Here is an 11,891-nt window from a genome sequence, read left to right on the forward strand (position 1 = left end):
AAGTGCTGGAGGGGTCATGGCTGAGTTCACCATGGAGCTGAACGACGAGCAGAGGGAGGTCCGCGACTGGCTCCACGGGTTCGCCGCCGATGTGATCCGCCCCGCCGCCGCCGAGTGGGACGAGCGCGAGGAGACCCCCTGGCCGGTCATCCAGGAGGCCGCGAAGGTCGGCATCTACTCCCTCGACTTCTACGCCCAGCAGTACTTCGACCCCACAGGCCTCGGTATCCCCATGGCCATGGAGGAGCTGTTCTGGGGTGACGCCGGCATAGCCCTGTCCATCGTCGGCACCGGCCTCGCCGCGGTGGGCGTCCTCGCCAACGGCACCGAGGAGCAGATCGGCACCTGGATCCCGCAGATGTACGGCGACGCCAATGACGTCAAGGTCGCCGCGTTCTGCTCCTCCGAGCCCGACGCCGGTTCCGACGTCGCCTCCATGCGCACCCGCGCCGTGTACGACGAGGCCAAGGACGAGTGGGTCCTCAACGGCACGAAGACCTGGGCCACCAACGGCGGCATCGCCAACGTCCACGTCGTCGTGGCCGTCGTCGACGCCGAGCTGGGCTCCAAGGGCCACGCCTCCTTCATCGTCCCGCCGAACACGCCCGGCCTCTCCCAGGGCCAGAAGTTCAAGAAGCACGGCATCCGCGCCTCCCACACCGCCGAGGTCGTCCTGGAGAACGTGCGGATCCCCGGCTCCTGCCTGCTGGGCGGCAAGGAGAAGCTGGACGAGCGCCTCGCCCGGGCCCGTGAGCGGGCCAAGGCCGGGGGCGAGCGGGTGAAGAACGCGGCGATGGCCACGTTCGAGGCGTCCCGCCCGGCCGTGGGCGCCATGGCGGTCGGCACCGCCCGGGCCGCGTACGAGGTCGCCCTCGACTACGCCAAGACCCGTGAACAGTTCGGGCGGCCGATCATCGACAACCAGGGCGTAGCCTTCCAGCTGGCCGACATGCGGACGTCCGTCGACGCGGCGCGGCTGCTGGTGTGGCGGGCCTCCTGGATGGCGATCAACGGCAGGCCGTTCACCGCGGCCGAGGGCTCGCAGTCGAAGCTGTTCGCGAGCGAGACGGCGAAGAAGGTCACCGCCCAGGCGATCCAGATCCTGGGCGGCAACGGATACACGAGGGAGTATCCGGTGGAGCGGATGCACCGGGACGCCGCGATCTACACGATCTTCGAGGGAACGAGCGAGATCCAGCGGCTGGTGATCGCTCGCACCCTGTCGGGGATGCCGATTCGCTAGGGCCTGTTCCAGGTTTCCCGTCGTCCGCCCGTAGGGCGGGCCCTGCGGCGTCCGGTGCGGTGCCTCGGCGTGCGGCCGGATCGTCCTCGTACTGGACGTACTTGGATGATCCGGCCGTGCGGCGAGGTGCCGTGCCGGGCGTCGCAGGGCAGGCGGGAAACCTGGAACAGGCCCTAGTGCCGCGGCGAGAGTGCGTGCCGGGCGTCGCGACGGGACGAACGTTGCCTGTTGCGGCACCAGCACCTTGCGGGAGCGGTTGTGCGACTCGTACAGCCGCTCCACCGCGTGGGCGTCGCGACCACACACGACCCGCACCGCGGCCCTTACGGCGCGCCTCCGCTGCTGTGCGCGATGCACGCCACGTCGATCCGGTCGGCCAGCTTCGCCAGTTCGATCGTCAGCGCCGCCACCGTGTCCTCGTCCAGCCCGTCCGTCCCGGCCTCGACCAGGTGCAGCCACCGCCCGCCCACGGTTCGCAGCAGTTTGCTCACATCGGCCGCGGTCACCTGCAAGGTCCCGCGGTCGTCGACGATCAGAGGGAGAGTCACTTCGCGGTTCACAACGGGGATGGTAACCGCGGAAGGCTCACGCCCCGTGCCATACGGTGGTGATGTTGCAGAACTCGCGGATTCCGTGCCCGGAGAGCTCACGCCCGTAACCGGACCGCTTGGCCCCGCCGAACGGAAACGCCGGGTGGGAGGCGGTCATCCCATTGACGTACACCGCGCCGGCCTCCAGATCCCGTACGAAACGGTCGGCCTCGGCCGTCTCCCGCGTCCACACGTTCGAACTCAGTCCGAAGGGCGAGTCGTTGGCGATTGCGATCGCCTCGTCCAGGTCGGCGACGCGGTACAGCGTGGCGACCGGACCGAACGCCTCCTCGTGGTGGATGCGCATCTGGGGGGTGATGTCGGCGAGGACGGTCGGCGGGTAGTACCAGCCGGGTCCGTCCGGCCGCTCGCCGCCGCACAGGACCGTGGCGCCGCTCTCCACGGCCTCGTCGACCAGCTCCTCCAGGTCTGCGCGGCCCTGCTCGCTGGAGAGCGGGCCGACCTCCGTCTCCTCGTCCAGCGGGTCGCCGACCTTCAGCGCCCGCATGCCCGCCACGAACCGTTCGGCGAAGGCGTCGTACACGTCCGCGTGCACGATGAACCGCTTGGCGGCGATGCACGACTGCCCGTTGTTCTGCGCCCGCGCCGTCACGGCGACCTCGGCCGCCCTCTCGACGTCGGCGGACGGCATCACGACGTACGGGTCGCTGCCGCCCAGCTCCAGCACCGTCTTCTTGACCTCGTCCCCGGCGACCGAGGCGACGGCCCGGCCTGCGGGCTCGCTGCCGGTCAGGGTGGCGGCCTTGACGCGCGGGTCGCGCAGGAGGCCCTCGACCGCGCCGGAGCCGATGAGCAGTGTCTGGAAGCAGCCCTCGGGGAAGCCCGCCCGGCGGAAGAGCTCCTCCAGATAGACGGCCGTCCGGGGGACGTTCGAGGCGTGCTTGAGCAGGCCCACGTTGCCCGCCATCAGCGCGGGCGCGGCGAAGCGGATCACCTGCCAGAGCGGGAAGTTCCACGGCATCACGGCGAGCACCGGGCCGAGGGGCCGGCAGCGGACCAGGACGCGTGAGGCGCCCGAGTCCTTCACATCCGCGTCGGAGGGCTCCACGTCGGTGAGCAGCACCTCGGCGTGGTCGGCGTACCAGCGCATGGCCTTCGCGCACTTGGCGGCCTCGGCGCGGGCCTGCTTGACCGGCTTGCCCATCTCCGTCGTCATCACCCGGGCGATGTCGTCCGCGTCCTCGTCGAGCAGTTCGGCCGCCCGGCGCATCAGCCGGGCGCGCTCGGCGAAGGAGGTGGTCCGGTAGGTGCGGAACGTGGCGTCGGCGGTCGCGAGCCTGTGCTCGATCTCCTCGGCGCCGAGCGCGTCGTACGTCTTGAGGGTCTCGCCGTTCGCCGGGTTCACCGTCGCGATGGGCATGGTCGGCCTCCTGCGTGCGGACTGTCTTCCGACCTTCCCGCGCGGCGGCGCCCGCCGCAACGCGGAGTCGGCTATCGGCCGCCCGAGTGCTCCACAAGCCGGTCGAGAAACTCCGCCTGCGCCTTGACGATCAGGACCCGAGCCCGGTCCACGTCCATCCACGCCACCCGGTCCAGCTCCGGGAACTCCTGGATCTGCCCGGATTTCGGCGGCCACTCCATCCGGAACGTGCCCGGCACGACGGTCGCCGGGTCGAGGTCCGCCTCGATCGCCCACACGGTGACGATCTTGCCGTTGGCCTGCGTCACCTCACCCAGCGGTACGGCCTCGCCGTCGGGCGGCGCCAGCCCCAGCTCCTCCTGGAACTCCCGGCGGGCCGCCTCCCAGGCGGGCTCGTCGGGTTCGTACTCACCCTTCGGCACCGTCCACGCCCCCGCGTCCTTGCGCGCGAAGAACGGGCCGCCCATATGGCCGAGCAGGACCTCGACGCCGTCGGACGTGCGGCGGTGGAGCAGCAGACCGGCGCTGCGCTTGGGGGCGGTCGTCACCGGGTGACCTCCGGGTGGGCGGCGAGCAGGGTCTCGACCGTATCGGCTTCCGCCGGGGACTTGTCCTCCCGGTAGCGGACCACGCGGGCGAAGCGCAGGGTGACGCCGGCCGGGTAGCGGGTGGACTTCTGCAGGCCGTCGTAGGCGATCTCGACGACGAGTTCGGGGCGTACGGTCACCCCCCAGCCGTTGTCCTCGACCGCCAGCGCCCGCAAACGCTCGGTCTGCCAGGTCAGCATGGCGTCGGTCATGCCCTTGAAGGTCTTGCCGAGCATGGCGAAGGAGCCGTCGGCCGTGCGGGCGCCGAGGTGGAGGTTGGAGAGCTTGCCCGTGCGGCGGCCGTGGCCCCACTCGGCGGCCAGGACCACCAGGTCGAGGGTGTGCACGGGCTTGACCTTCAGCCAGGAGGCGCCGCGCCGGCCCGCGCTGTACGGGGCGTCCAGGGCCTTGACCACGACACCTTCGTGGCCGCGGGCGAGCGTGTCCGCGAGGAACCGCTCGGCCTGGAGGAGGTCGTCGGGGCCGTGGACGAGGGTGCGCCGGACCCGCATCGGCTCGGGCACGAGACGGGCCAGCTCGGCGTGGCGCTCGGTGAGGGGGAGGTCGAGGAGGTCGTGGCCGTCGACGTACAGGGCGTCGAAGAAGACCGGGGAGACGGGCAGCTGCTCGGCCGCCGTCGCCACATCCAGGCGTGAGCCGACCCGCCCGGCGGTCTCCTGGAAGGAGCGCGGCCGGCCGTCCGCGTCGAGCGTGATCACCTCGCCGTCCAGGACGAACCGCTCGACCCGCAGCTCCAGTGCGGCGGCGGCCAGTTCGGGCAGCCGGTCGGTGATGTCGTCCAGGGTGCGGGTGTGGACGCGTACGGTGTCGCCGTCGCGGTGGACCTGGACCCGGATGCCGTCCAGTTTCTCCTCCACCGCGCACGTGCTCAGCTTCCCGACGGCCTCCGCGACCGAGGAGGCGGTGTGCGCCAGCATCGGCAGGACCGGGCGGCCGACGGTGAGCCGGAACCGTTCCAGGGCCGGCGGCCCGTCCGCCAGCAGGGCCTGCGCCACGGTCTGCAGCGAGCCGGCGAGCATCACGGCACGGCGTACGTCGGCGGCGGGCGCCCCGGTGGCCCCGGCCAGCCCCTCGACGGCCACCGCGTCCAGGGCGCCCTGCCGCACCTCGCCGGTGAGCAGCCCGAACAGATACCGCTGCTCGTCCTCGGTGGCCGCCGCGAGCAACTCGCCGACCAGGCGGCGGCGTCCGGCCTGCGAGCCGGTGCCGGTGACCCCGCCGATCTCCGTCAGCCGGGCGTCCACGTCACGCACGGTGAGGGTGGGCTCGGCGGCGGGCGGGATGTCCTGGTTCAGCGCCTTCCAGCCGATGCCGAGCCGTCCCTGCGGCAGCCGGCCCGCCAGATACGGGATGACGATCGGCACGTCGTCCGCGTCGGCGTCCCGGAACAGCTCGGCGAGCAGCGACGTCTTCCGGGACCGCGCCGAGGTGGCGGCGACCTCCCGCGACACACGGGCGAGCCGGGCGAACAGCATGCAGCCATGGTCCTACGGAGTTCGGCCGGGCGCCTATCGGGTTGGGGGTGCGGGTGGTTGGGCGGGCGCGGGTGCGTCGTGGCTGGTCGCGGAGTTCCCCGCGCCCCTCAAGAGCACAGGCCCTGCGCAAGCAACCACAACGCACCCGCACTCGCACCCGCACCCGTGGGACAACCCGGAAAAGTCTGCCGGATTGACAAATGTGTTTGCCGAATCTGCAATGCCTGCCATGACTACCGATGACGTCCTCGCGGAAGTGGGCCCCCGGCTGCGGCGGATCCGGAAAGCGCGGGGCGCGACGCTCGCCGTTCTGTCCGAGACGACCGGCATCTCCGTGAGTACCCTCTCGCGGCTGGAGTCCGGGCTGCGCAAGCCGAGCCTGGAGCTGCTGCTGCCCATCGCGCGGGCCCATCAGGTGCCGTTGGACGAGTTGGTCGGGGCCCCTCCGGTCGGTGATCCCCGGGTGCGCGCCAAGCCGCTCGTGCGCGACGGGCGTACCTTCTGGCCGCTCACCCGGCAGCCCGGTGGGCTCCAGGCCTTCAAGGTGCTGGAACCGCGGCGGAGCAAGGAGCCGGACCTGCGGACGCACGAGGGCTACGAGTGGCTGTACGTGCTGTCGGGGAGGCTGCGGCTCGTGCTCGGACAGCACGACGTGGTGCTGGGGTCGGGGGAGGCGGCCGAGTTCGACACCAGGGTGCCGCACTGGTTCGGGTCGACGGGGGAGGGGCCCGTCGAGTTCCTCAGTCTGTTCGGGCCGCAGGGGGAGCGTATGCATGTGAAAGCACGCCCATCGAAGGCGTGAAGTGGGTGACTGTTCTCCGGCGGACTGTTCCCCGATCGGCAAGCGACCGCTTAGTATGCGGACGACCCCGGTCATGGCCCCGGCCAGACGAAGCAGTCCCGTGGAGGCACCGCATGCAGGCATGGCAAGTGCACGAGAACGGCGAGCCGAGCGAGGTGATGCGGCTCCAGGACGTGGAGCAGCCCACGCCCGGCGACGGCCAGGTCCTGCTGAAGGTGCGCGCCGCGAACATCAACTTCCCCGATGTGCTGATGTGCCGGGGCCACTACCAGGTCAGGCCGCCGCTGCCGTTCACGCCCGGCGTGGAGATCTGCGGCGAGACCGAGGACGGGCGCCGGGTCATCGCCAACCCGGCGCTGCCGTACGGCGGTTTCGCCGAGTACGCGGTCGCCGACGCCGCCGCTCTGCTGCCCGCGCCCGAGTCGCTCGACGACGCCGAGGCAGCCGCCCTGCACATCGGGTACCAGACGGGCTGGTTCGGTCTGCACCGGCGGGCTCGCCTGGAGGCCGGGGAGACGCTGCTCGTCCACGCCGCCGCCGGGGGCGTCGGCAGCGCGGCCGTGCAGCTCGGCAAGGCGGCCGGGGCGACGGTCATCGGGGTCGTCGGCGGCGCCGACAAGGCCGCCGTGGCCCGGGAGCTGGGGTGTGACGTCGTGATCGACCGGCGGAGCGAGGACGTCGTCGCCGCTGTGAAGGAGGCCACCGGGGGCCGGGGCGCCGATGTGATCTACGACCCCGTGGGCGGCGAGGCCTACACGCAGTCGACCAAGGTCGTCGCCTTCGAGGGACGGATCGTGGTCGTCGGCTTCGCCAGCGGGAGCATCCCCAGCCCCGGCCTCAACCACGCCCTCGTCAAGAACTACTCGATCCTCGGCCTCCACTGGGGCCTGTACAACACCAAGAACCCGAAGCTGGTCCAGCACTGCCACGAGCAGCTCACCGAACTGGCGGCCCGGGGCGTCGTCAAGCCGCTGGTGAGCGAACGGGTGCCACTGGGCGGGGCCGCCGCCGCCGTGCAGCGGGTCGCCGACGGCGTGACCACGGGCCGGGTCACCATCGTGCCGTCGCTGGAGAACGGAGCCGCCGCATGACCGACGCAAGCGAACTCAAGCGCCGTACGGCCGAGTTGCTGGCCGCACACCCGCCCGCCACCACCGACCGCCTGGACTTCCTGCGCGCCCGCTTCGACGGCGGGCTCGCCTGGGTGCACTACCCCGAGGGCCTCGGCGGCCTCGGCGCGCCCCGCTCCCTCCAGGTCGTCGTGGACGCGGAACTGGAGGCCGCGGGCGCCCCCGACAACGACCCGCGCCGCATCGGCATCGGCCTCGGCATGGCCGCGCCGACGATCCTCGCCTACGGCACGGAGGAGCAGAAGCGGCAGTACCTGCGGCCGCTGTGGACCGGCGAAGAGGTCTGGTGCCAGCTCTTCAGTGAGCCCGGCGCCGGGTCCGACCTGGCCGCGCTCGGCACCCGGGCCGTACGTGAGGGCGACGACTGGGTGGTGAACGGGCAGAAGGTGTGGACGTCCAGCGCGCACATCGCCCGCTGGGCCATCCTCATCGCCCGTACCGACGCGGACGTACCCAAGCACGCGGGCATCACGTACTTCATCTGCGACATGACCGACCCGGGCGTCGAGGTCCGGCCGCTCCGCCAGGTCACCGGCGAGGCCGAGTTCAACGAGGTGTTCATCACCGGCGTACGGATCCCGGACTCGCGTCGCCTCGGCGCGGTCGGCGACGGCTGGAAGGTCGCGCAGACCACGCTGAACAACGAACGCGTCGCCATCGGCGGCATGCGACTGCCCCGCGAGGGCGGCATGATCGGCCCGGTCTCCAAGACCTGGCGCGAACGCCCCGAGCTGCGCACCCACGACCTGCACCAGCGGCTCCTCAAGCTGTGGGTCGAGGCCGAGGCCGCCCGGCTCACGGCGGAGCGGCTGCGCCAGCAGCTCGTCGCCGGACAGCCCGGCCCCGAGGGCGCCGGCATGAAGCTCGCCTTCGCCCGCCTCAACCAGGAGATCAGCGGCCTGGAGGTCGAACTCCTAGGCGAGGAGGGCCTGCTGTACGACGACTGGACCATGCGGCGCCCGGAGCTGGTCGACTTCACCGGCCGCGAGGCCGGCTACCGCTACCTCCGCTCCAAGGGCAACAGCATCGAGGGCGGGACCACCGAGGTCCTGCTGAACATCGTCGCCGAGCGCGTCCTGGGCCTGCCCACCGAGCCGCGCACCGACAAGGACGTCGCATGGAAGGACCTCGCCCGATGAGCGCACCCGATTTGCTGTACTCGGAGGAGGAAGAGGCCCTCCGCGCCGCCGTCCGAGACCTGCTGAGCGACCACTGCGAGGCGGCGGGCGTGATCGCACGCACCGAGTCCGACGCCCCGCACGACCGTGAACTGTGGAAGCTGCTCGCCGACGGCATGGGCCTCGCCGGGCTGCTGGTCCCCGAGGAGCAGGGCGGCCAGGGGGCCACGCACCGCGAAGCCGCCGTCGTCCTGGAGGAGCTGGGGCGCGCGGTCGCCCCGGTGCCGTACCTCACGAGCGCCGTCGTCGCCACCGAGGCCCTGCTCGCCTTCCCCCACTCTCGGCTTCGCTCGAGCGGGGGGACCCCCATGACCGCCGACCTGCTCGCCGAGCTGGCCTCCGGCCGACGGATCGGCGCCCTCGCGGTCGCCTTCAACCTGGCCGCCGGGCGCGCCTACAAGGTCGTACGGTTCGAGGACGGCGCCCTGCACGGGGAGCTGACCGGCATCGCGGACGCGGCCGTCGCCGATGTGCTGCTGGTGCCCGCCGACGACGGAGGCCTGTACGCGGTGGACGCCTCCGCCGCGACCATCACCCCCCAGGTGTCCCTGGACCTGACCCGGCCGCTGGCGAAGGTCGTCCTCGACGGGGCGCCCGGCCGCCTCCTCGGCGACGCCGAACCCGCCGTACGCCGTGCCCTGCGCGCCGGGGCCGGACTGCTCGCCTCCGAGCAACTCGGGCTCGCCGAGTGGACGTTGACGGAGACGGTCCGCTACCTCAAGGAGCGCAAGCAGTTCAACCGGCCCGTCGGCGGCTTCCAGGCGCTCAAGCACCGGCTCGCACAGCTGTGGCTGGAGGTCGTCAACCTGCGGGCGGCCGCCCGGAACGCCGCCGACGCGCTGGCCGGCGGAAGCGACGACACCGACCTGGCGGTCGCCGTGGCACAGGCGTACGCGGCGCCTGTCGCCGTCCACACCGCCGAGGAGGCGCTGCAACTGCACGGCGGGATCGGCATGACCTGGGAGCACCCGGTCCATCTGTACCTCAAGCGCGCCAAGGCCGACTCGATCGGATACGGCACGGCGGGCGTACACCGGGAGGCCCTGGCCGAACTGGTCGACCTGCGCGCCCCCTGACGTAGACCCGAAGGAAGCGGAGGGAAGCCGGGATGGCCCGCCCCACCTGGGGCGGGCCATCCCCCGTCGCGCAGCCCTCACCACGCTCGGCGCCGCCTTCGCGGGCTCGGGCGCGCGCTCCCCGCGACGAGCGCGCCGGCCGTCGACGAGGAGAACGGGCCGCCGTGGCGGGCCCACCACCGGGCCGCCCGTGCCCCCATGGAGGCGCAGACCGTGCGGCGCGCCTTCCACGACGGCCGGCTCGCCGACGCCGAGCGGGCCGAGCCGCGCACGATCGTCGCGACGGCGCGGGGGCGCGGGGGCGCGGGCAGATGGTGCGGTTCCGGGATCGCCCGACCTGGCCGGACCGGCTGTCGTACGCAGAGCTGTTCGTGAACACCCGCGGCGACATGATCGATCGCTTCCACGACAACGCGGGAACCCACCGACACCACACGTTCGGCGGACACGTCAGCCGCACGGACGAACCCTCCGCTACGCCACACTTACGGCCGAATGCCGCGAAGTGGGCGTGGCGGAGGAGGTTGACGATGGCCATTTCCATCTCTTTGGTGGTGCTGCTGGTGGTCCTGATGGTGGTCTTCATGCGCAACGGCGCGCTCAAGCTTCCGCACGCCGCCGTGTGCGTGCTGCTCGGCTTCTATCTGGCCAGCTCCAGCCTCGCGCCGACCATCCACAACGGGCTCACGGCGACGGCGGACATCGTCGGCAGCCTCAAGCCCTAGGGCCTGTCGTAGGTCTCATGGCTTCGCGAACACCCCGATGCCGTTCGGCACCGCGCGCTCCGTGCCGCCGCTCGGATGGTTCCGTACGGTGACGGTGCTCGCGCCCGGTGCGCGGGCGACCAGTGTGGTCGAGCCGCCGCCGTCCAGGTTGAACGCGTCCGTGGAGCCCAACTCCCGCATGGTGTCGGCCACTTCGGCGATGGTGAGCCCGGTGCGGTACTCGGCGGCGCCGTCGAGGGCGAGCAGCAGCAGCCGGTGGCCGTCCGCCGCGATGCCCGCCGCCGTGCGGACCGCCGCGGTCGTGTCGTCGAGGCCGGCCAGCGGCTGCCCGCCCCGCAGGACCGGGTGGCCGCCGAGCACGAAGGTGTACGGCGACCCGGTCGCTGCGGCCACCAGGCGGTGCCGTACATCGACCGGGTCGCCGGGGGAGAGCTCGCGCAGCTCCTGGGCGCCCGCCTCCCGGCCGACGAGGACGGTGACGCCTGACTCGATGGCACCGCTGCCGGGGGAGTCCGCCGTGTCGACCACCTGGCCGTCGGCGACCAGCACCTCGTGGACGTCGGTGCTGCACGGCGCCGCCCGGTCGGTGTCCGTGCCGCAGACGGCCCGCATCCGGGAGACACTGCCCCAGTCCGAGGTGAACGCCCCGACGGAACCGACCGGCAGCGCGTACTGGTTGAGCCCCCCGAGCGCGAGGACGCCCTCGGCGGTGGTGACGGAACCGTCGAGGGCGATGCTGTCGAGGCGGGCCGTGCCGTCGGCCGTGACACCGAGGACGTCCCTGGTGCTCGTGCCGCGCGGCAGGGCCGGGCCGAAGCGCTGCCCGTTCGGCACGGCGGCCTTGAGCGCCTGCCCGTTCGCGATGGCCGGGCCGACCGGCGCTCCCGTGGCCGCGACCCCCGGATGCTGGGTCTCGGTGATGTTGAAGAAGTCGCCGTTGACGCCCGCCACGGCAGCCGCGGAGTCGGCCAGCCGGGACACGGTCGCCCGCGCGGCCACCTTCCCCGGGTACAGCAGCCCGACGCCCACCTGTCCACTGCTCAGATCGACGCTCAGCACATGCGCGTGCGCCGTGCCGTTGGCCGCCCGGATGTCGAACTCGGTGTACTCGACGCCCGGCGCGATCTCGACCGCCCCCGGCGCGCCACTGGCCGGTGCCGCCCCCACGAGGCCGGCACCGGCCAGCACACTCCATGCCGCGAGAACCGTCAGTACCGTTCTGGACCGACCGACACGACGTGTCACGGCGCCCCCTGATGTCTCGTCGACTGTCCCAGGACTCAGGGGAAGTGGACCAGACCGCTACCGGCCGGAGGGCGGCTCGGCGCCGACGACGCGGGATCGGATCAGAAAACGCACTCCTTCGGGTGCCTCCAGGGAGAAACCGCTGCCCCGGCCCGGTACGACGTCGACGATCAGCCGGGTGTGACTCCACACCTCGTACTGGTTCCGGGACATCCAGAACCCCACCGGTTCGTCGACCCCGTCGACGCGCAGCTCGGCCAGCAGGACGTCCGAGGCGCCGGTGCGGAACTCGCCGTCCGGGTAGCACATGGGGGCGCTGCCGTCGCAGCAGCCGCCCGACTGGTGGAACATCAGCGGTCCGTGGGCCTCCCGCAGCCGCCGTACGAGGTCGGCGGCCGCGGGAGTCAGCTCTACACGCGGGGGTGCGTCCATGGCCCC

Annotated in this window: 13 protein-coding genes; 7 read left to right on the forward strand and 6 right to left on the reverse strand. The window is 72.2% G+C overall.

Going from position 1 to position 11,891, the window contains the following annotated elements; all coding sequences use genetic code 11:
- Positions 1-16 precede the first annotated feature (16 nt).
- A complete protein-coding gene (locus SGFS_RS46920) occupies positions 17-1,243 on the forward strand; it encodes an acyl-CoA dehydrogenase family protein (protein ID WP_286258758.1) in 1,227 nt (408 codons plus the stop codon).
- Between the two features lie 323 nt (positions 1,244-1,566).
- Here SGFS_RS46920 and SGFS_RS46925 read toward each other — a convergent pair whose 3' ends face one another.
- The 4 genes from SGFS_RS46925 to SGFS_RS46940 all read right to left on the reverse strand — a co-directional run bounded on the left by SGFS_RS46925 (position 1,567) and on the right by SGFS_RS46940 (position 5,297).
- Entirely contained in the window at positions 1,567-1,803 is a 237-nt protein-coding gene (locus SGFS_RS46925) for a DUF6213 family protein (RefSeq protein WP_286258759.1), read from the reverse strand.
- Between the two features lie 25 nt (positions 1,804-1,828).
- Positions 1,829-3,214 (reverse strand): NADP-dependent succinic semialdehyde dehydrogenase, encoded by a 1,386-nt coding sequence (locus SGFS_RS46930; RefSeq protein ID WP_286258761.1) that lies wholly within the window; start codon positions 3,212-3,214, stop codon positions 1,829-1,831.
- 71 nt (positions 3,215-3,285) lie between these two features.
- Entirely contained in the window at positions 3,286-3,762 is a 477-nt protein-coding gene (locus tag SGFS_RS46935) for an NUDIX domain-containing protein (RefSeq protein ID WP_286258762.1), read from the reverse strand.
- Positions 3,759-5,297: an ATP-dependent DNA ligase gene (locus SGFS_RS46940; protein ID WP_286258763.1), complete on the reverse strand. Its 1,539-nt coding sequence runs from the start codon at positions 5,295-5,297 to the stop codon at positions 3,759-3,761. Before SGFS_RS46940 ends, SGFS_RS46935 begins: the two co-directional genes overlap by 4 nt.
- Positions 5,298-5,526: 229 nt before the next feature.
- Here SGFS_RS46940 and SGFS_RS46945 point away from each other — a divergent pair, with 229 nt between their 5' ends.
- The 6 genes from SGFS_RS46945 to SGFS_RS46970 all read left to right on the forward strand — a co-directional run bounded on the left by SGFS_RS46945 (position 5,527) and on the right by SGFS_RS46970 (position 10,208).
- Complete coding sequence (locus tag SGFS_RS46945) at positions 5,527-6,099, forward strand: helix-turn-helix domain-containing protein (protein WP_286258764.1); 573 nt, start codon at positions 5,527-5,529, stop codon at positions 6,097-6,099.
- A 113-nt stretch (positions 6,100-6,212) separates the two neighbouring features.
- Positions 6,213-7,190, forward strand: coding sequence for an NADPH:quinone oxidoreductase family protein (locus tag SGFS_RS46950; protein WP_286258765.1), 978 nt, complete (start codon positions 6,213-6,215; stop codon positions 7,188-7,190).
- The gene (locus SGFS_RS46955) at positions 7,187-8,368 is read left to right on the forward strand and encodes an acyl-CoA dehydrogenase family protein (protein ID WP_286258768.1); all 1,182 of its coding nucleotides are present in this window, start codon (positions 7,187-7,189) and stop codon (positions 8,366-8,368) included. Before SGFS_RS46950 ends, SGFS_RS46955 begins: the two co-directional genes overlap by 4 nt.
- Positions 8,365-9,483 (forward strand): acyl-CoA dehydrogenase family protein, encoded by a 1,119-nt coding sequence (locus tag SGFS_RS46960; protein ID WP_286258769.1) that lies wholly within the window; start codon positions 8,365-8,367, stop codon positions 9,481-9,483. Before SGFS_RS46955 ends, SGFS_RS46960 begins: the two co-directional genes overlap by 4 nt.
- 198 nt (positions 9,484-9,681) lie before the next feature.
- Positions 9,682-9,858: a hypothetical protein gene (locus SGFS_RS46965; RefSeq protein ID WP_286258770.1), complete on the forward strand. Its 177-nt coding sequence runs from the start codon at positions 9,682-9,684 to the stop codon at positions 9,856-9,858.
- Between the two features lie 155 nt (positions 9,859-10,013).
- Positions 10,014-10,208, forward strand: coding sequence for a hypothetical protein (locus tag SGFS_RS46970; RefSeq protein WP_286258771.1), 195 nt, complete (start codon positions 10,014-10,016; stop codon positions 10,206-10,208).
- A 15-nt stretch (positions 10,209-10,223) separates the two neighbouring features.
- On the opposite strand, the gene SGFS_RS46975 is transcribed toward SGFS_RS46970, so the two are convergent.
- Entirely contained in the window at positions 10,224-11,396 is a 1,173-nt protein-coding gene (locus SGFS_RS46975; RefSeq protein WP_286260395.1) for a phosphodiester glycosidase family protein, read from the reverse strand.
- A 114-nt stretch (positions 11,397-11,510) separates the two neighbouring features.
- Entirely contained in the window at positions 11,511-11,885 is a 375-nt protein-coding gene (locus SGFS_RS46980) for a DUF779 domain-containing protein (protein WP_286258773.1), read from the reverse strand.
- Between the last annotated feature and the right edge of the window lie 6 nt (positions 11,886-11,891).

Source organism: Streptomyces graminofaciens (assembly GCF_030294945.1).
GTDB lineage: Bacteria > Actinomycetota > Actinomycetes > Streptomycetales > Streptomycetaceae > Streptomyces > Streptomyces graminofaciens.

Bases quoted from the DNA above. Each gene is read 5' to 3' on its own strand.
- SGFS_RS46920 (WP_286258758.1), top strand. From the start codon at position 17: ATGGCTGAGTTCACCATGGAGCTGAACGACGAGCAGAGGGAGGTCCGC.
- SGFS_RS46930 (WP_286258761.1), bottom strand. From the start codon at position 3,214: ATGCCCATCGCGACGGTGAACCCGGCGAACGGCGAGACCCTCAAGACG.
- SGFS_RS46940 (WP_286258763.1), bottom strand. From the start codon at position 5,297: ATGCTGTTCGCCCGGCTCGCCCGTGTGTCGCGGGAGGTCGCCGCCACC.
- SGFS_RS46945 (WP_286258764.1), top strand. From the start codon at position 5,527: ATGACTACCGATGACGTCCTCGCGGAAGTGGGCCCCCGGCTGCGGCGG.
- SGFS_RS46950 (WP_286258765.1), top strand. From the start codon at position 6,213: ATGCAGGCATGGCAAGTGCACGAGAACGGCGAGCCGAGCGAGGTGATG.
- SGFS_RS46955 (WP_286258768.1), top strand. From the start codon at position 7,187: ATGACCGACGCAAGCGAACTCAAGCGCCGTACGGCCGAGTTGCTGGCC.
- SGFS_RS46960 (WP_286258769.1), top strand. From the start codon at position 8,365: ATGAGCGCACCCGATTTGCTGTACTCGGAGGAGGAAGAGGCCCTCCGC.
- SGFS_RS46965 (WP_286258770.1), top strand. From the start codon at position 9,682: ATGGAGGCGCAGACCGTGCGGCGCGCCTTCCACGACGGCCGGCTCGCC.
- SGFS_RS46970 (WP_286258771.1), top strand. From the start codon at position 10,014: ATGGCCATTTCCATCTCTTTGGTGGTGCTGCTGGTGGTCCTGATGGTG.
- SGFS_RS46980 (WP_286258773.1), bottom strand. From the start codon at position 11,885: ATGGACGCACCCCCGCGTGTAGAGCTGACTCCCGCGGCCGCCGACCTC.